The organism is Bartonella sp. SL317, from assembly GCF_059687655.1.
Map to the genome: position 1 here is coordinate 1041054 of NZ_CM185144.1, position 20810 is coordinate 1061863.

General features: G+C 36.0%; 12 protein-coding genes, 1 tRNA gene and 1 pseudogene. 4 read left to right on the forward strand and 10 right to left on the reverse strand.

All coding sequences use genetic code 11. The features are described from left to right. Window positions 1–713: 713 nt before the first annotated feature. The 3 genes from AC6ER9_RS04700 to rplU form a co-directional block, all read right to left on the reverse strand. Window positions 714–917, reverse strand: coding sequence for a hypothetical protein (locus AC6ER9_RS04700; RefSeq protein WP_497075209.1), 204 nt, complete (start codon window positions 915–917; stop codon window positions 714–716). A 313-nt stretch (window positions 918–1230) separates the two neighbouring features. Beyond that, window positions 1231–1500 (reverse strand): 50S ribosomal protein L27, encoded by a 270-nt coding sequence (gene rpmA / locus AC6ER9_RS04705; protein WP_497075210.1) that lies wholly within the window; start codon window positions 1498–1500, stop codon window positions 1231–1233. 14 nt (window positions 1501–1514) lie between these two features. Then, entirely contained in the window at window positions 1515–1991 is a 477-nt protein-coding gene (rplU, locus tag AC6ER9_RS04710; RefSeq protein ID WP_497075211.1) for a 50S ribosomal protein L21, read from the reverse strand. 292 nt (window positions 1992–2283) lie between these two features. Between rplU and AC6ER9_RS04715 the strand changes: the two genes are divergently transcribed. After that, window positions 2284–2373 (forward strand) — tRNA-Ser (locus tag AC6ER9_RS04715). A 465-nt stretch (window positions 2374–2838) separates the two neighbouring features. Here AC6ER9_RS04715 and AC6ER9_RS04720 read toward each other — a convergent pair. From AC6ER9_RS04720 to AC6ER9_RS04745, 6 genes are all read right to left on the reverse strand, one after another. Then, entirely contained in the window at window positions 2839–4062 is a 1224-nt protein-coding gene (locus AC6ER9_RS04720; protein ID WP_497075212.1) for an MFS transporter, read from the reverse strand. Further along, window positions 4052–4579 carry a hypothetical protein gene (locus AC6ER9_RS04725; protein ID WP_497075213.1) on the reverse strand — a complete coding sequence of 176 codons (528 nt, stop codon included), beginning with the start codon at window positions 4577–4579 and terminating at the stop codon, window positions 4052–4054. Before AC6ER9_RS04725 ends, AC6ER9_RS04720 begins: the two co-directional genes overlap by 11 nt. 1238 nt (window positions 4580–5817) lie before the next feature. Further along, the gene (locus AC6ER9_RS04730) at window positions 5818–5955 is read right to left on the reverse strand and encodes a hypothetical protein (RefSeq protein ID WP_497075214.1); all 138 of its coding nucleotides are present in this window, start codon (window positions 5953–5955) and stop codon (window positions 5818–5820) included. A gap of 148 nt (window positions 5956–6103) precedes the next feature. Then, complete coding sequence (locus AC6ER9_RS04735) at window positions 6104–7309, reverse strand: ATP-grasp domain-containing protein (RefSeq protein WP_497075215.1); 1206 nt, start codon at window positions 7307–7309, stop codon at window positions 6104–6106. Further along, the gene (locus tag AC6ER9_RS04740; RefSeq protein ID WP_497075216.1) at window positions 7306–8520 is read right to left on the reverse strand and encodes an MFS transporter; all 1215 of its coding nucleotides are present in this window, start codon (window positions 8518–8520) and stop codon (window positions 7306–7308) included. The genes AC6ER9_RS04735 and AC6ER9_RS04740 overlap by 4 nt, the downstream gene beginning before the upstream one ends. 544 nt (window positions 8521–9064) lie before the next feature. Next, window positions 9065–9841: a class I SAM-dependent methyltransferase gene (locus AC6ER9_RS04745; RefSeq protein ID WP_497075217.1), complete on the reverse strand. Its 777-nt coding sequence runs from the start codon at window positions 9839–9841 to the stop codon at window positions 9065–9067. 631 nt (window positions 9842–10472) lie between these two features. Between AC6ER9_RS04745 and AC6ER9_RS04750 the strand changes: the two genes are divergently transcribed. After that, window positions 10473–11690 (forward strand): MFS transporter, encoded by a 1218-nt coding sequence (locus AC6ER9_RS04750; RefSeq protein ID WP_497075218.1) that lies wholly within the window; start codon window positions 10473–10475, stop codon window positions 11688–11690. Between the two features lie 308 nt (window positions 11691–11998). Here the strand turns inward: AC6ER9_RS04750 and AC6ER9_RS04755 are convergent, their stop codons facing one another. After that, window positions 11999–12268 carry a hypothetical protein gene (locus AC6ER9_RS04755; protein WP_497075219.1) on the reverse strand — a complete coding sequence of 90 codons (270 nt, stop codon included), beginning with the start codon at window positions 12266–12268 and terminating at the stop codon, window positions 11999–12001. 942 nt (window positions 12269–13210) lie between these two features. On the opposite strand from AC6ER9_RS04755, the gene AC6ER9_RS04760 reads away from it, so the two are divergent. Together AC6ER9_RS04760 and AC6ER9_RS04765 are read left to right on the forward strand one after the other, a co-directional pair. After that, entirely contained in the window at window positions 13211–13714 is a 504-nt protein-coding gene (locus AC6ER9_RS04760) for a helix-turn-helix domain-containing protein (protein WP_497075220.1), read from the forward strand. Window positions 13715–14821: 1107 nt separating this feature from the next. Further along, a pseudogene (locus AC6ER9_RS04765) lies at window positions 14822–19932 on the forward strand (Vomp family autotransporter). Window positions 19933–20810 lie beyond the last annotated feature (878 nt).

Consider the following 20810-nt stretch of genomic DNA (forward strand, 5'->3'; position numbering starts at 1 on the left):
TTGCTTAAAACCATCATCAGAAAATCTGCTTCTTCACTCCTACTTTACAAAGACAAAACCTCGATTTTTACAGCCCCAATCACCTGAAAAACTATGTTTTTAAAATGCTCTCTTCCCAAATTATTCAATATAACTTGTCATTATTCTCTTTATAAGAAAGCATTCTCCACAATCACTTATAACTTCAGCTAACACTTTAACCCTTCCTCCAAGTTGATTTTACCTAGTGATCCCCTTTTATAAATTTATTACACCATTAAAAATTGCCCCACACAACTTACTATCCTTAAAATTTCGTGCAACTCATCCTATGATACTAAATCCTCCATCATATAACATTGATACATTTTAAGCTAATCCTTTGCTTCAATCAATATCGCAAACACATAATGCCCTCTGTCGCACATTTGCAAAATATGCACATTCCTCAAACACCATCATCGACCACTAAACCTAAGAAAAACTTTATAAAGTAATCTTACTTTCTAGATATTTCGATAAATAAAGCACAAAAACGAAAAACAATTACCGCCTTAACCTTAGCTCTTATGCTAATTAATTTTCAACAATACATAATAAATAGTGGAGTCAGAAAAAATACTCTTGAAGATAACTGATTGCACAGTGGTTATTTTATGTTTTCAGTCCTCTTAAAAAATATAATTTTACGCTCAATTGACTGAAACGCCATATTCCCTTCAAAGCAGCTTTAATCATTCAGTCTTATAGATTTGTATTCCTTCTTTTTTAAATGAAATGCCTCGCGCCGCCCTATTACTCTCTAAAAACATTCTGCCCCCATCACCAGCACACATGCCGATAAACAGAATTCTCTTTATCAAAATGATCGCATAAATAATGTTTTCATTAAATTTATCATAATTTCCAGAAAAAATTGCCTCTCTTATAAAAAACACTAGACTCCTCTTTAATAAATCAGAAAAGACTGTCTCTTTTCGCGATTACCATATATAAGTTTATCAACAAATTTTATGATAATATTAATACCTTCAGCGCAAATATCACACAAGCCTTCTCTCTTATTTAGAAAGTTACTTCCCCAATCCTACTTTTTGCATTGGTACTCTAAATTTATTAGAGTACCAATGCAAAAAGGGAAAGATAACACTCTATCTTTCCCTTCTAACGTTCATAAAATCACAATTTCAATTCAACGAAATGACAAAACCCAATAAAATTCCAGTTGATTTCTAGAGAAAATGCTTCAGATTACTCTGTTGCTTCCACCATAGGAATAACTGAAACATAGGAACGGTTACCAGCTTTCCGTTGAAAAGAAACCTTTCCATTTGATAGCGCAAAAAGCGTATGATCTTTTCCAATGCCGACATTGTCACCTGGATGCCAACGTGTACCACGCTGACGAATAATAATATTTCCAGCAATAACGGTTTCACCACCAAATTTCTTAACGCCTAGACGTTTCGATTCTGAATCGCGACCATTCCGCGATGAACCACCAGCTTTTTTATGTGCCATAGACGCGCTCTCCTTTAATCTTTCTTACTCTTTGATGCTGCAGTCGCTTTTTTCTGCGATGCTGTCTTTTTTTCAGCTGTTTTCTCATCTTTTTTCTCAATAACAGCAGCTTTTGTTTCTTTTTGTGCAGTTGCTTTCTCTTTTATGGGTTTTACTACTGCTTTTTTAGGCTTTGAACCACCCATTAGAATTTCTAAAACACGCAGTGTTGTAAATTCTTGACGATGACCACGTGTCCGTTTAGAATTTTGACGACGGCGCTTCTTAAATGCGATAACCTTGCGCCCACGTGCTTGTTCTACAATCTCAGCTGTCACCAACGCATCAGCAACAACGGGTGTACCAATAACCGCATTGCCCTCTTGTCCAATTATTAATACGTCATTGAATTCAATAACATCACCCGCATTTCCATTTACTTTTTCTACTTTTACCACTTGGTTAGCAACAATGCGGTATTGCTTACCACCGGTTTTAATGACTGCGAACATTTTTTATCCTTCCGTTCACTCCAGCTCTTATTTTCTACCTTGAAATAAGGGAAAATAGGCTGCTTTTTATCAGTCGTAACCACCCTTCAGGAAGGATAAAACCTTCCTCAACACAAACATGCGCAGATTTCCCCACGCTTATATTCTACTTATATGAAGGAATTTCTATTCTCTGTCAATAAAGTCCCACAAAAAAGAAAAAAAGGTTGTACCAAAAACAATTGAAGGGTATCTACCCCTCGTATACTATAATTAACTTAAATAGTGCGTATTTTTGTCGCACTTTAATATTGGAGAGGTGGCTGAGTGGTTGAAAGCACCGCACTCGAAATGCGGCATAGGGGTGACTCTATCGAGGGTTCAAATCCCTCTCTCTCCGCCATTGACTTAAAACGGACTTGTTTATGCTCAGTATGGTATAGCTAAAAGCCTAGAATTTGCAGGTTTTTTTGTTTGCAATTAACTATAGCGTGCCAATCTATGCTTATCATTATCTATCTCCAGATAAAAACTGGTATTGGATTTCCACGCATTTTACAATTTTTAGGATTCTCTTCTCCCGATCTTCAGATTACTAGATCTGGCATAAAATATCTCTTCAATATTATTAAAGGATTTTTGCCAATCACCAACCTTTGATAAATTTTTAGAAACAATGGTGATCATAGGGCTCTTTGCAATTCTACTGATTAACAGACTAAATGTGTTTTATCCGTATCAGAGATAACGAGCACATCAGCTTTTCTCACGCAATGTGCTTATTTAAAATTAATGTTATTGAGTATTTCTACAAAATTTTTATCTCTTACTATAATCATAAAAAAGGAGCGTAATAATTGAATATCGTTCACACAGAATTTTCTTTTATTTCTAAACCTTTTAAGTAGATAGATAGTCCTTGTAAAATAAATAAAGGTGCGCAAAACCCTATGAATATACAAAGGCTGTATAATATAGAAAATGAAAAAAAGTTTGCTGCATATAAAAGCATAATAGAAAATAAAGCTGTTATAATACGCACGCTGGCATCACCTACCAAAATCACCTCAGCTAAATTGTCACTAGGTGTAACAGCTTGACCAATTGTTATCCCAGATACCCTAAAATAAAATTGTCCAATACCTAATAAAAAGCCCATGATATAAAGAGAATATTGGGTGAAATTTAAATATAAAGCGAAAGAAATTGCGATTATTGCAAAAGCTGGTGCGCCCCATACGAAGAAACGAATTAAAGATGGGAATTTCCGTAAATAATAGGATGAAACGAAGCCATTAATTACAAAACCCAGTGCCGACAAAGCAAAAACAGAATTTTGAATGGCTGTAAATTTTATATTATCCGATGTTATAGATGCAAGAACCAATGGCAATAAAACGATAGCCCCTGTATAGAGAAAATTGTTCAAAATACGATTAATCGTCAAAAAACGCAAAGCAGAAATTCGCCAAAGGCACTTAAAACCAACTCCATAAGCTCTTTGGGTTGCTTCTTTCGATGGCTCTTTTATCCTATTTATTTGTTGTATAGACTTTATATGAAACCATAAACCAGCATTTAAAAGATAAACAAATACAATAAAGGCTATAGCTATTTTATGGCCAAAACGCGCAATTATAAAATATATAAGCAATGGAGACACAATAATAAAGAACTGACAGCAACTCGTGTAAAATGCAAAAATATTAGCTTTTTGTTTAGGGTCTGGAATTAATTTATTCAAGGCAGTGTTATTATTTGGGTTATCAACTCCCATCAATAGTGCGAGTAAAAAAAACACAAATAAAATAAGTACTGGGTTGTTTATGAATAATAAGAAAGACAATAAGCAAGCACAAATAATTTGACTATAAAATCCAATAATAAAACCTTGATAGCGAGCTAACACATTTCCCAAACATAAGCCTGCGATTCCAATGGCAATTAAATTAACAACATTTAAAGTAGCAGATGCTTCTCCCGTTGTATCTTGTAATTGTAATAAAGAAAGGCCAATAGATAATACACTACCAGCACAAAAACTTGTCAAAGATCCAATCAAAATCATAAGAAAAACAGAATTACGCAACACTTTTCTCATTTCCAGATAAAGCGTTAAGCCATTTTGTAATCTCTTCTGTTGTTAAATGTGGTTTGGCACTAAACTCTAGTTTTTCATAAAATTCAAATGCATTGCGAGTGCTCATTTTTTGCAAGCCATCTATTAGCATGAATTCTATACTAGGTAATATTGCGCTCATAGATTGAGACAAATAATAAGAAACTGCTCTCCAATATATATTACGATCTTTAGCCAAATAATTTTCTAAAGCATATTTCGGGTAACTGCCATCTAAAATACGTTTTGGACAACGATATAATGGATAACAAATACGAATAGCGTCTACTTCACGCACGGGAAAAGGAGAAATATTTTTTCCTCTTATGATGTTATAAAAACTTTCAGCTCGTAAATCCTCTAGATTCAGTCCAACCACAACAAGATTGGTTTCTAATTTTCGAGCAACATGAGATAAAGCTAGCCGAACTGCTAAAATTCCAATGAACTCTAAGTTAGATTCTGGATAAGCTTTTTTAAAATTTCCCATTCTGATATCTCAATTTGATATTTAAAGAACTTTTCGATCTTCTAACTTTTATTAAATTTTACAATAATGTATTAGAATCTTTATCTGTAATAATCTTGACAAGTATTTTCTTATTTCTCGCAAGATTAATAATCTTCCTTAACTAAAAGAAACATACTCTCTACCCTTTTATGAATATCAAAAACGCATTCCATTACAATGTAATCATCGACTTTAGAATAAATATTCGGCTTTCAGCGTAATAAATTATTATAATCAATCTTTCTCTCTGTTCTAGAAAGCAGCATTTCTTCTTTTTGCTCTCTTCGTAACTGCTGTATAATCTTTCCGAAAAAAGGCACTTCTTCAACACTGCTATCCTGAAGAATTTTTATATAAATACACTGTATGAGAGACAATGCCATGTATTTTTTTATCTTCTCAACTCATAACATCTTCTAATGGGAAGGATAAGGTACGAAACGTATGTGCTGTTAGAATTTGAAAAATAAGCACATGTCTCTCTCTTTGATAATGGGGGTATAACCTTCACGAAGAACAGAGCGCTATTAGTTTGCACATTCGCGTGCTTGTTTTTAAGAGACATTTCTCAAAGCACGTCATATCCATTTCATGATGGCGGTTTGTGAATGGTATAATGATCAATCTACTGAGCACTCCCATTTTTACGCTTATGAAATAATAAGCCGGTACCACCACACACTTTGCTAGCCCTAGAATGTTGTGACAGTCATTGGTATCTAATCTTCATAAGAGGTCTTTTTAGTTCTTTCTTAATCGTTTTTTAGTCCACACGAGCTTCCTCCGCTTGTAACGTGCAAGCAAGTGATTTTAATTGATTCAACACGAGAGAGATTTGAAATGAGAGAATCTTACGGTATTCAAGGTTCTAATTCAAGTTGAATAACGCTAGATTATATATAAATCAATTATATTGACTTAATGATAGACGATGTCATGAAAATAAAGTCCTAGTGATATAGATAGAACAAATGAATTATCCTAAAAGGTCTAAAGTTGCTGGAACAAATTTTATTGTACACTTTGTAATCTCATCTAAATTTTAATCATTTTTGTTAAAGGTTTAAATGCAACTTTTTTACATTCAGCATTCTTTTTCTGCGTATTTATAATAAAAAATGAATAGCTAAAGGCATTCTCTGTTGTAAAGCCTTCTCAAATCTTTCAGTATAGACCAGAATTTTCTCTATAAGCTTTGATACTTTGTATGGGAGTTCCTAGAATGCCACAAAAGATGTGTTTTTTCCAAAGCTCTTATAATTATCGCAATAATTTATAAGGTTTTCCATAATATCTTTTGCAGTCAGCTTTTTGTAGAATCCAAATCTCAGCATGTCTTTTTGGTATCCATTCATTCCGAATATACAAGGAAAAGGCCTTAATTTTATTATTCATTATAGTATCAAATTCTTTTAACAATTCCTTGCTTCCATTTTTCATATTTGTCTATATTCTTAATTATTTGTACGGCTGAATCCATGTATTTCTCCCAATTGTTGTATTTTATAAAAAATTGCTACGAATTATCCTTTCCAAAGTTGATAATTCATTATCACTCTGGCCACAAATTGCTATAATGGCTGGGCAGGTATTTAAATCGGTGGTTAGGGGAAGGGGCTCATTTTCTTTAAAAAAGAGCATAAAATGAACCACATTTTGCCAAGAATGAAGTTTTTGCTTCCACAGGTTAACATCTTTTATAATATGCCCATCAATCTTGTTGATAAGAAAGATAATACGTCCTTTTTTCTTAAAACGACTTGGGGTTTGCGAAAACACACCCGCAATAAGATTAACGGAGCTTTCAAGTAAATCATCTTCATAGCAATGTGCGAACAAAGTGGGAGCAATCCCTCCGTGGAGGCGGGCTCCTACTTCGATCATTACTGGACCGCGAGCGGTTTGCATGATTTCCATATGCGCGGGTCCATATTCAATTCCCACTGCATAAATGCACTGTTTTGCATAAGAGATAAGAGGGGCATAAAGGGGATCTTGAACATCAAGCACATCAAGCGATTCATAAACAAAGGCACTTCCATTATGCATACCCTTTTTATATCGCGATAAAGCGCATATCTTTATAGCTTCTCCCTTTACAACGGCATCTACGATGTACTCTTCTCCCTCCAATCTTTCTTGGAGCAAATAAGCCTCGTTAGGTGTACCAAAAATATTTTTCTGCGTCCAGTCAATTTCAGAGACCCACGTTGCCACTTCCTCACGGCTAGAGAAAAATAAAACACCATCGCTCCCAGCAGAATCGTTTGGCTTTACCACATAGCCACTGAAGCTTTCAAAATTATCAAGAGCACAATCATCTTTTGTAAGCATTTTTGAGCGAATATAGGATAAACCCTTTTCACAAAGCCGCCTTTGCATTGCTGCCTTTTTCCGCCGCCAATCGGTGGTCAAGGGGTTATTTCCAGCACAACCGTAATAAGCAGCCAATTGCTCTGCACAATAAATACTGACCTCAGCACCTGCTATAACAGCTTCTATTGTGCCGACAGGAAAGCGCCGTTTTATCTCATCGACACTCTGAAGTTTTGCTTCTGCCATGCCTTCTCCCTGATAAGAGAGCATATAATGTGAAAAAGGTGCTGGTTGAGAGACAGCGCCGTAACAGGTATAGCCTAATTTTTGTAAGACAGGGGCATAGAGGGCACCTGTGGAGAAAGGGTCGACAATAAGAATAGTTTTGCTCATGTTTTGGCCCGCTGTAATGAAAGAAAAAGAACATAAATAAAGATTATCAGTCCGATAAGGGGAAGAAGGTAAATGGCTGCTTGAGGCCCCATAAGGACAGAGCTTGTAAGAAGACCAAGAATAACATAACCCGCCGATTGGGAGAGCGTATAAAGCATGCCACTATAGCTTCCCACCAGCTCTGCTTGAGTTTCTGTTTTTGTTGCTTCAATCATATGTTTGCGGGCGTTAATCCGCATGGTATTCATTGAAAAGCCAATAAAAAAGCAAAAGACTACAGCCAAATAAGGTGATTGTGTGGTGCTGAAAATAAGATCAGCTAAACACAATATAAGAGCTGGAAAAATGAATTCAAAGCGCGGGATTTTGATAAAAGCAGCCAGAAAAGCGCCTACACCTGCAACTGCGCTGCACAGGCCATAATATTCAGAGCCAAAATTTTTCACACTCTGAAAAAGAATGGTTGCCAGTGTATTATAGGCGCAAATGTGAAAGCCAATAAAACCTATACAAACGCATAAAAGTTTAAGCTCTAGGGAAAGCCTCTCTGCTTGCGGTATAAGCGTTGGTTCTTTATCGGTGACAGGGGACAAGCCATTCGTCGTGCACTCGGTACTATATTCATCGCGAAAGATAACATATCCCGCCACAAGGCTTACGATAACGTCAAACACACAAATGGCTGCAATCAAACCATTATAGCCAATTTCAGGGGCTATTCCTCGTGGGCTGGTGGCTTCTAAGAGATAGCCGCTCAGTGCTGCCCCCAAAAAGGCGCCAATCTGCACTACTGTTTGCATAATGCGAGAAGCCTTTTGGGCACTAATATAACCACTAAGCGCGAGTTTCGTATTATAAGTTTCCAACGTACTTAAGGTGATCAAAGAGAGATAACCGATCGAGATAGAGACCACAATAAAACCAAAAGGAGAGTCGACATAATGAAAAAGAGAAATCAATAAAAGAAGGCTATAGATGACAATCCGCCTTTTGTATAAATCTCCCAATTGCAGCGAGGCTTTAATATGCACGAGGCCACTTTTTTTCAAAAGAGTGGGTGTAAGGGTTCCCAAAGCCATGGTTATCCCTAGAAAAACCGATGAAGATGTTATGCGATAAGCATTCCAAAGGTTACTTAAGAAGAGCACCATATCAGAAAGATAGAGCAAGACAACAAGCCCATAAAACCGAAACATTAGCTGTTTACGCATATCATTCCCCCATGTTCACATCTTTTAAAATATGCAATATTATAATCGGTCTATATGTCTATAAACAGTTAGTACACTTATGACTAGAGAGGTCAAGTTTTTTGATAGGGGCATGATATAAAGTTGAACGTTGATATTGATTGTAATGATAGTTTATTTCCAGAAAGTTGAGTAGCGGAGACGGTGAATATTTTTGCTGCGTTTCTTGTGGGGGTATTTTGCCGATAAGGGCTTAGCTTTGACTGATAATGAACACAGCTACATTTGAGAGCTATCTTTTGTGTTCTCAAGGCCGACACTGTTTAATTCAAAGTTGCGGGGTTAATTCTTGACCATTGCAGCGATGAGTTTGGATTTTAAGCTGGCAATAATCCTGCATTATAAGACAGAAATTATTTTATAGTCTCAAATTGAGGGGTATTTACACAACTTTAGGCAGCATTTATGTGACCAACTATACAACCAATTTGGGTGGCATGACTTTATTTGTTGAGGGGGTCATAATGCGTTGCAAGGTAACGGGAGAGGGATCATAGATATAAGATTATTTTGTATAGATGTAGAGTTCACTGCGATATAAAAGTTCTAAATTTCCCTGCACTTCATATTGTTTTGTCAGTGTAACCAATTCCTGCAAATATTCTTCTCCATGGCTGGCAATGGCGCGCTGCGCTTGCGTTGAAGAGCGGCTCATGCCTATAAAAGCTTCGGAGGGGATCGTCATCGTCCAATCGTGTGTATGTAAAGCAACATTTTCTGGATTGACATCAAGACCATCACGCATTTCTTGTAAAAAATCAAAATGACGATAATAACGAGAATAGTGAGGGCTCATCTCTTCTAATAATGTTTCATAAGCAGCGAGAAATTGACTATTTTGAAAATCGCGATTGTTTTGAATAACCGCCATAACGCCTCCAGAGCGAAGCTGGTTTGAGACAGTGTTCAGCAATAGAGGGCGATCCATCCACTGAAACGCTTGTGCTGCAACAACAAGATCAACCTTGCCGATTTGGGGCAAGAGACTTTCGGATTTACCGTGATACCACTGCACAAAAGGAAATTTTCTTTGACCCTGCTTAATCATATCTTCTGATACATAAATCGCATGATATTGATGTTCATTGCCTAGAAGTTCAACAATTCCCTCTAATGCGATGCCCGTTCCTGCTCCCACATCCACGATGGACAAATGTTTTTTGTCTTTAAAAGGAAGCAGCATGGTTTTTAATAAGTTAAGGGGATAGCGTGGACGATAGCGATCATAGTCATCAGCCAATCCATCAAATTTTTCACTTTGTGGTTGGATAGTTTGTAGCATGTAGTGCAGTCCTCCCCTCACGAATTGTGCCGTGCATAAAGAAGCTCTCCTTTGTCCATTATGTCAAGTATAAATTTTAAAAGAAAGTTGAATGAGAACTGCTCTTTGAGACCTTCTATAGGGCTGATATGAACATTTTTCTCGGCTTTAAATGATGTATTTTGAAAACCAATTGTTTTTTTTATGCAAATTACTCATGAGATTCCATACATTCCTCTAAAAATCTGTCTTACTTCTGGTGCGATTATCCCTTTGAATGCTTTTTATGAGGATCAAATTTATAACCTGCTTGCGGAAATGATCAATCTAAATACCCTATCGTAAAAATGAGATCACCTATTTGCTTTGTAGTTATTACAGTTAAAACAAAAGATTTTAGTGCTACTGTTTTACATCTATGATGCCAATGTAACGCGCAATGAAAGTGAAAATATTTATCAATCTTCAGTATATTAAGATTGTCCCATATGATGCCTAGAATGTTTTCTTTCCATAAACAAATGAATAACGCTCTAACAAAATGAGGAGTTTTGTTCTTTTAAATTTAATGAACGAGAATAAAAAACTCAATATATGTTTGAAAATATGATTATACTCCATACTAAATGATGTGTGTATGAGGGAATAATTTATGTTCGTTGCAAATTTGAAAGAACGCGCTGCTCTATTCGAGAATAGAACTTTCCTCTATTTTACCTTGAGCGGTTTGTTTGCTACATTTGGAAATGGGCTAAATTATATTGCATTATCATGGTTTGCCTACCATCAGACAAGTTCAATTCGTGGTGTCGCGTTGATGATGTTTTTTCTCTGGGCTCCTAGTATTCTTTTTGCACCTATTTTTGGCATATTGGCAGATAAATATAATCGTAAAGTGCAGATTATCATTTCAAATCTTGTTAGAGGTTTGGTGATTGTGGGGTGGAGTATACTTGGGCATTTGGGCATAGAAATTGATTTGATGATTTTATCGGCTCTGTTGGGTATTTTTATCTCTTTTTATATGCCATCAGCTGTACCTTTAATCCAAAGCATTGTGCCTAAAAAACAGCTCATCACTGCAAATGCAACCATCGACATGGTCTATGAACTTGGTATGATTATCGGTATGGGCTTGAGTGGATTTATACTTGCCTATGCAGGAACAAAAGGAGCTCTTCTGATAGGCGGTATATTTTTTATTATTGCTGGTTTATTTAATTTTGCAATGAAAGTACCTAAACCCCGAAAATCTAAAAATAAAAACCAGCAAAATTGGTGGGAAAATTATACAGCATCCCTTCATTATCTTAAGCAGAATCCAGTTCTTTTTATGCCTTATATAAACCAGATGATTATTATGACGCTGTTAATGACTATTCCTGTTATTCTGGTGCCTTATACACAAGAGGTTTTAAACGCGGATAGCAGGACCTTTGCAATATTTGAGGTGCTTTATTCGATGGGTGTAGTGACAGGTGCGTTTTTTTCACCACTTCTTTGTAAAGTTTTATCCATAAGGAAAACATTGGCACTTTTATTAGCTTTCATGGTTATAGGGCTTGTCATTTTGTCTATTAATACACACACTTTTGTTGTTTTTCCTGTTTACTTTATAATTGGATTTGGACTTTCGAGTTGGGCTCTTTCGATTTCTTTATCGCAACTCTCTTGTGATCCCCAATACCAAGGAAGATTGCAGGCAAGTTTTAATGGTCTGTCTGGATGCTTTATCCTCGGAGTTTATCTCATTATGGCAATCGATAGCAGTCGCATATCACCTCAATTGATATATTTTCTTCAAAGCATTGTGGCGCTTGTTGGAATATTCATTGTGCTGTTTTATAAGAAAAATGATAAATTACATTGAAGTTGGTTAAAACGATACCAAACATTCACGAGGCGGCATATTTCATCTTTTTTAAAGGATAGGTGAGAAAATATGAAAGTGTTGCTCTGTCTTTAATGAAAAAGCATATATTTATAAAGCATAAACTTATGTTGTTATAAAATAACAATGACTTTTTATGATGACCAAAAGGAGTTGATGTGTTTCTCTCATCCATCGGACTTTTATAAGGAGGGAAAGACACAACATTTTAGAGCTTCTTAGAAGTTTCTTAGTTTCAGGATAGCAGAAAGTAAAAAGCCTTCTCATCAGAGGGGAAGATTGTTGCATTATTTTTGTTTTTCATAATCCATATGAAAAATTGTATCAATTTCATCCTCGTTGGAATGAGCATTTCTACGACGATGCAAGGTTTGAACAATCTCTTTTTTAAAAAGCGCATCTGATTCACTTAAACGGAGAATACTGAGTTCCAATTCAAGAGATAAAGCTAAATCTACACATAATTTAAGCTCTTCTCCAATGTCTAAACCACGTTTATAGTCGTCATAAAGACCAACCAGTGTATCGGATAATTCTTTATCGCATAAAGGGGCCATGCTCACTCCTCCACGTTGCGGTTTTCTGTTCAGCTTTGGCATATTTAAGTATTACTCCGCTATCATTACTCAAAATTGCCATGTATACGGACCTCATGTTTTTTTCAATGTTTTGCAAAATACGTGCTTTTAAATCAATGCCTATTAAAAATTTATCACTTCAAGATTTTGAAGCGCCTAATTGTCAATAGGGATGACAATGTGTTTACTACAGAACTTATAGCATTTAAAATACATTGCCAAAAGGCTTTTAATTTGCGTAGGGGAAAAGTATTTTGACGATAAACCAAATACCCAGCAATCACTATAGCCAATCACAGCTAAATCAGTGCCATTAATGTCTACAATAAGCCAGCATGGTTTGTAAACGTTCAGCCTCTTAAGAAGGCATGATAATCTCATTTTTTGTAAATGTGCAATTATTTTGCCTCTTTTATATTGATTTTCAGACATTGATAAACCTTTTATCTTATAAAACTGTGAGAGAGATGTATTTACATATTTTTGTAATAAGATTTCAGTGGTATATTGCACAACACGCAATGAAAAAACGTATTGGATTTTTACTGTTCTAAAATCTAAAAACATATGACAGCGCTTTTTGAGAGAGCAGATGATAGAACTTCGCTCGATGAGTGTGCAATTGGCAAATATCATTTTTTCATGAGAGGATACTCAAATGTTTTTGACACTGGAGGTCGGTATTTGGTAAAATTCCACGCGTTTTGCCTAGGGTGTATGAGAATGGGGGCTTGGCAAAATACTATGGTGATTGCTCTTTTTGTGTGATTGTCATAAATTTCGCTCCTGCAAATGGATGCGGCAACATCCGTTTTTTGTGGGGTTATGTATTTAAATTTTTGCCCAACATAAAGGGCAGTAACAAGAGGTATAATGCAAATATTGCATTTAGTCAATTCAATATTTGCATTATTGTGCAATTTGGCAAAAAAAGAAATTGAACCCAAAACAGAACAGGCGAAGCGATTACGTTTGATACGAAAAAGTTTGCTGCTTAGTAGGCATCAAATAGCGATTCATTTAGGTATTAATAAAGCCATTTATGACCACGCTGAAAGAGGTACGACCTTTCCTAATGTGGAATTTTTGGTTGTTCTATCACAGAAATTAAAAGTCAATTTAAACTGGCTTGTAACAGGTAATGGCGAGATGTTTTCAGATACGGCAAAGGCGCAAGCATCTGGTTTAAAACCGCAAGCGATTCCTGTGGGGTTAATGAAAAAGCTTGGGCATTTAGCTTATACAACGTATCATGATGCAAAAATAGATATATCCCCTGAAGATATCGCAGAACTTGCAGGAGAGCTTTACGGAAAACTGCAAGAGCTTATCCAAAATCTCAATGATATAGAAGAGGTCGAAGCAACTTTTCCGCTTTTAAAACTTCATTTAAAGCGTAAAATCGAAGGTGAGAAAGCGCCTTAAGTCACGTCACAAGATACAAATGAACAGTTCTTTTAAAAAATAGAATTTTTTTGATTTTCTACTGTATGAATAGGTCTGAAATAGGAAAAGCGTACGGTTTTCGGCTCGTTTATTCACCATAAAAGAAATCATCATTATAAATCAAGATATTGCTCTAATATCGATAAAACCGTTCATAAAAAGAATAATGATTGATGATACAAATAGAGAATTATTTAAAAAGAAGCTGACACCACTAATATTTCTTGGTGAAGGAAAAATACGGACAATATTGAAAATATAATGCGTTATATGAAGGAAAAGATTTTAGAAAACAGCTTCTTTTCGGTTTGTGATATTTTAAAAATTATCTAACAGTAAAAATACAATGACGATGTTTGGTGCCTCTATAAAACAAGCGCGCGGATATAAAACCTAATGGTGTTCTTTTCTTCGTGAGGGCATGCCCTTGTGAAGGTAATAGCTCAGAAGAGAAAGGAACGAAAGGTCGTTTATAGCGCGCTTTTATCTTTTGACAAAGATGATTAAATGAGCACGTGGACATTAAAAAGTTGCCCATTCTATTAAGAAATTTTTCTTATCAAAAGGCATGCATCATACATTGAGACAAATAACCTTGTATAGCAAGGAGAGAGCTTGCGATGATCATACTCTATGAGATTATACGATAAGTTAAAAGACATCATAAGGTAATGCTTACAAGAAAAGCTCTTTTATTTAAGAAGTATTTTTATAAATTGACAAAAAATTATTTTTACACCCTTGCCATTTTGCTGCTGCGCTTTATTTGAAAAGTAGAATTGCTCTTTAGTGAGACTATTTTTGTTAAGAGATAAATCGCAGTATTTTTGAATGGAGATAACGGTATATTTTCAAAGTTTTGTGTTTTTATTTATTTTTTAGCTTGAATCCCTCTAGATAAAAGGGTTGGGGACTTTTCTAGATTCGATGTTGTTACAAAGATTTTAGGCTGATGCCGAATGAATAGCGGTGTCAGAGGGGGAGTTTTTGTCTTGATTTATTGGTTTTTAAGGTGCGCAAGCGGAGCGTTTTGCCATGGTTTTTTTGCGCGTTGTGATGATGTTAAACTCTGTTGGAGGGGTCCTTATGAAAAAAAAATATTCCACACCAAATTTAATTAAAGCTGTCTCGCTTAGCGCAGCGATGGCTACACTTTTATCCAGTGTTTCCCCTGTTTTTTCTGCAGGTGTTTCTACAACAGGAGGGCTTGTTCGGAACTCGAGTGGTATGGATGTTCCTTATCCACATGGTAGCCATGGCAGTATTGTATTTGCTGGTGATGATAATTACTGTGGTGTAGATAATGTCATTGGTCGTGGTGGTAAGCAACAGCAAGCGATTACTGATAATCAACGAATAACTGCACAAGAACAATATGACAGATTTATCAAGGGCTATTCTGCTCCTAACGGAAGAAACCCCTACGGTACAACTGCTGAGAAGGTTACTTGGACTGGAGATGGGAATCTAATCAATAAAGCTAGTTATATGGGAACAGCTACTAGTGGTTCTCAAGATATTCTACCTGAAGCTTATGGTGTTTATTCTTTTGCAACGGGTTGTGGAGCTTCTGCAACGGGGAATTATTCAACGGCATTTGGCGCTGGTGCAACTGCGAAAACTGGTGGATCACAAGCTTTTGGTGTTTCTGCACTGGCAAGTGGTAAAGCAACGGTCGCTATAGGCATAGGTTCAGAAGCATCAGGTGAATCTTCTGTTGCATTTGGTGGTCTTGCAACAGCCTCTGGTAAAGAAAGTGTTGCTTTAGGTTTCAGAACTAAGGCAAGCAATCAATATGCGATTGCTATAGGCTCAAAGGCTGAAGCGACAGCTTCAGGTGCTATTGCAATAGGTGCTAGCGAACCTGTAGAAGAAGATGATGATGATGATGAACAAGAGAGATACGTCCAAGCGAGTGCTAAAGATGCGGTTGCTATAGGCTCTTTTGCTCATGCTGCGGAGGAGGATTCTGTTGCGATTGGTTCAAATGCACAAGTGCGAGTTATAGATGGTGTTGCTATCGGTGGTGGCTCTGTTTCTCGTGTTAAAAGTGGAAATAAGGGTTATGATCCTGCAACAGGTACAGAAACAACAAAAACAAAGGATAAGGTATGGCAAAGTACAGCAGGGGCTTTTAGTATTGGTAATGTTTATGATGGTGCGAATCTAACACGACAAATTACAGGTGTGGCTGCTGGTACTGAAGATACTGATGCGGTCAACGTAGCACAGTTAAAAGCTCTGAGAAGTATCGTGGGAAAAGGAGGAGGAGCTTGGAAAATTTCTGCTAACGGTACAGATTCTACAGATGTTCAAGGTGGCAATACCGTAGATTTTTCAGTGAAAGATACAACAGTAGGAAAAGATAATCTAAAGATTGAAAAAAATACTGCAGAAAATGAGCAGAAAATTCAATTTGCTTTGAATGATAATCTTGAATTGACGAGTGTTACTACAAAAAGAAGCACTATGAGTGATGATGGTTTTATTATTGCTAATGGTCCAAGTATGACTATCGATGGTATTGAAGCTGATAATAAAACGATTAAAGGAGTAGCGGCAGGGGCTGATGATACTGATGCTGTAAATTATAAGCAGCTGAAAGATGTAAAGGACATTGCAGAACAAGGCTGGAAACTTTCTGTTGATGGTAATAATGCTACAGATGTTAAAGCTGGCAATACAGTGAATCTTGTTGCTGGTGCGAGGGAAGATGGTAGCAAAAATATCACAATAAAAAAAGACAATGGCAATAAAGTCACATTTGATTTAGCTGATGATATTAATGTAATGAGTGTCAAAACAGGAGAAAGCATTATGGATGCTTCGGGCTTTCGGTTTAAAAATGGTGAGGGGCCGAGCATAACTATTAATGGCATTCATGCTGGAGATAAAACGATTAAAGGAGTAGCGGCGGGGGCTGATGATACTGATGCTGTAAATTATAAACAGCTAAAAGATGTAAAAACACTTGCAGAAAAAGGCTGGAAGCTTTCTGTTAATGGTGATCGAGCGATAGATGTTGGGGCAGGTAGTACAGTAAACTTTGTTGCCATTAAGCAGAAAGACGATGATAATAATGAGAGTGAACTCACCAATATCAAAATTATCAAAGGCGATAAAAATGAAGTACAGTTTGATTTAAGTGAATATATTAAAGTTGGTCGTGTAGAAACGGGGCTTAGCAGAATGAGTAATGCTGGTTTCATGATCAAGGATGGTCCAAGAATGACTAAGGGTGGTATTCATGCGGCTTATAAAACGATTACAGGAGTCGCAGATGGTAAATTGAAAAACGATGCCGTTAACGTTTCACAGTTGAATGAAGTAAAAGATCAGATAGCGGGTAATAGTCTTGTAAAATGGGAAGAAACGCAGAATCTTATTACCATTGGTAAGGAAAAAGGCGGTACAAAAATTGATATTACAAATAAATCAGGTGGTGATCGGACAATTTCTGGTGTGAAAGATGGGGCGGTACATGAAGATTCAACTGAAGCTGTAAATGGTTCACAGCTTTGGAAGACAAATGAGAGTGTTAAAGGTTTTGAAAAAGACATTGAGCATTTTCGTACGAGAGTTGATACTATATCGGGTACGGTTACTGATGTTAGTAAGGAGGTTTATCAACTTTCTCAAGATGCTTTATTGTGGAATGAAAATGAACAAGCATTTGTTGCACGTCATAAAGAAGGAAATGAAACGACAAATAGTAAGATTAAATTCCTCGCAGATGGTGATATTTCTGAAGATTCACATGAAGCAATCAATGGTAGCCAGATTAATAAAATTTCAGGAGATGTTGCAAAATATTTTGGTGGTGATGCTGCATTTCAGAATGGTGCTTTTGTAGGTCCTCAATATAATTTATCTAAAGTTTCTACAGATGGTAAAGTGGAGCAAAAAATCTTTGAAAATGTTGGTGATGCTTTAACAGGGCTTGATGCGAATGTCAAAAATGTGAATAGTCGTTTAACATATGTGGACAATAAATTTGATGAGTTTTCTCAGGACGCCTTGCTTTGGAATGAAGGCAAGAACGCATTTTCTGCACTTCATGGACCAAATGGGAAGAAAACAGAAAGTAAGATTACGTTTCTTTTGGGTGGTGAGATTTCTGAAGATTCAGCAGATGCAATAAATGGTTCCCAAATTCATTCTATAGGAAGCGACATTGCAAAATATTTTGGTGGTGGTACAGAATTTAATAATGGTATTTTTTCAGGACCAAGGTATAATTTAACGACTATTGATGCAAATAGTAAAGTCGCACGGAAAGAATATAATAGTGTTGGTGATGCTTTGTCGGGGCTTGATATGAATATCAGGAATGTTAATCATCACTTTATAAATGCAATGAATGATGTCGCTAAATATTTCGGTGGTGGCGCTGGATATGATAAAAATGGAGAATGGCATGCTCCTACTTTCAAAGTTTATACAGTAAACGCTAATGGTTCAGTTTCTAAACAACCCTATAATAATGTTGCTGATGCTTTTGAAGGTGTAAACAGTACTTTTAAAAATATTCACAATCAAATTTCTAGTATAACAGAGAATAGTCTTGTTAAATGGAATGAGGGTGAGAAGCTTATTACCATTGGTAAGGAAAAAGGCGGTACAAAAATTAATGTCGCAGGTACTGAGGGAGAGCGGACTATTACAGGTGTAAAAAATGGCAGCATTTCTGAAAATTCTCACGATGCCATAAATGGTAGCCAAATTAATAAAATATCAGCAGATATTGCAAAATATTTTGGTGGTGGTGCAAAATTTGTTGATGGTGCTTTGAAAGGTCTGAAATATACTTTATCCGCTATTGTTGGTGGTAAGGTAGGAAAGGCTCATTATTATGATGTTGGTTCTGCTTTGAAAGGTCTTGATGGGAATGTTCAAGATGTTAATCAGCGCTTAACGAAGGTATCCAATGAGTTTAATCAGAAAATTGAAGGGATCTCAAAGGATGCTTTATTGTGGGATAATGATGAAGGGGCATTTGTTGCACGTCATGAAAAAGATGGCAAGAAGACTAATAGCAAAATTAAGTATCTCGCGAATGGTGACATTTCTAAAAATTCAACGGATGCGATTAATGGCAGCCAGCTTTATTCCATGAGCAACAAACTTGCTTCTTATTTCGGTGGTGGTGCCAAATATGAGAATGGCAAATGGACAGCGCCTACTTTCAAGGTTGTTCAAGTTGACGCGAATGGTAAAACGATTAAGAATAGCTATAACACAGTTTCTGATGCTTTTGATGGTATTAGCAAAGGAATGTCAAATATTAATAATCGTATTGATGAGGCTATCAACAAAGCTGATTCAGATGCTTTAAAATGGAATAGTGATAAAAAAGCCTATGATGCTAGTCATGATGGTAAACCAAGTAAGATTATCAATGTAGCTGATGGCAAAATTGCAAAAGATTCCAAAGACGCGGTTAATGGTGGACAACTTTGGAAAACCAATGAGCGTGTTGCAAAGGTTGAAAATCGTGTCACAGGTGTTGAAAAAGATGTTAAGCATCTTACCGACAGAGTTGATAATATCTCGGGCACAGTTACTGATATTAGTGAAACTGTTTACCATATTGAAAACAAAGTCGATAACATTGATAACAAAGTTAATGACATTGCTGAGGATGCTGTTCGCTATGACAGAGATGAAAAAGGCAAAAAGACCAATAAAATCACATTAGTGGGGGGGATGCCAGTGAGCCTGTTGTGATTGATAATGTCGCTGATGGCAAAATTGAGAAAGGATCAAAAGAAGCTGTAAATGGTGGTCAACTCCATGATTACACCAAAGAACAGATGAAAATTGTTCTCGATGAATCAAAGCGTTATACAGATCAACGGATTGATAATATTACGGTTGATGCGATTGACAAAGCTGTTGATCAGTCTAAGCAATATACTGATATGAAGTTTGATGTTTTAAACTACAGCATTGAGAGTGTGAAGAAGGAGGCAAGACAAGCAGCAGCTATTGGTCTAGCGGTATCTAACTTACGCTACAATGATACGCCTGGAAAGTTAAGCGTTGGATTTGGTACTGGTTTATGGCGTAGTCAGTCTGCATTTGCCTTTGGTGCTGGTTACACTTCAGAAAATGGAAAATTTCGTTCTAATGTATCTGCAACAACTTCTGGCGGTCATTGGGGTGTAGGTGCGGGATTCAATATGACATTGAATTGATAATCAATAAAACATATAAAAAATTCTTTTCACCCTTGTCTCATGAGGCAGGGGTGAATTGTTTTTAACATCTGTAAAATATGCGGCTTACATCTATAAAAGATACGCATAGAGAGCTTGATAAGGTCTATAATGATAGACCTTAAAAACAGAACAAACCGCTACGCTCGCGTTCAAGAGTTTGCTTTTTCAAAAGAAAAATCATACATTATTTTCAATAATGATGCATTTTTTATTTTTGCTTCAGAATTTTTGCAATATTTTAAAAAGAGAGAAAAGGAACACTCCTTGACCCTCAAAAAAACTGTAAATTGACGCTTCACCTTCGGGCAAAGATAGAAATATATTAAATTTAACTGGGGCGGTGATAACAATGACACAACAAATTAGCTTGCGGTAATTTACATCATTTTTGTTTTCGTCACTTGTTCGCGTCTATAAGCTATAAGAAGGTTATTTTAGGGGTAAAAATGAAGCTAAAATCCCCCTCCTTTGCACATTTTTTAGGAAAAATCATAGATTTTATTAATTTATTTACACAAAAAACACCTTTGTTTAACACGCAGATAAAAAGAAAAAAGTTCTATTTATCAATATATTCAAATATAATTTGTGAATAAAATGAAAAACAAGGAACTAATTTAACTTGCAAAAAATAACAAATAAGTTAAGAATTAAATAAATATTAACCAATATGCCAAAAGATAAAGCTTGTTTCTTACGAAACACAAAAAATGAAAACACATCCAATTTAACGTCTAAAGACATCACTTCTCTAACTTTTTCAATCACACCTTAAAATTTAGCACATGCAAAAGAATAAGTCTCAGAAGTTAACTAGCGTTTAAATGTGTCTTTTTTGTGTTTACGGTTAAAAT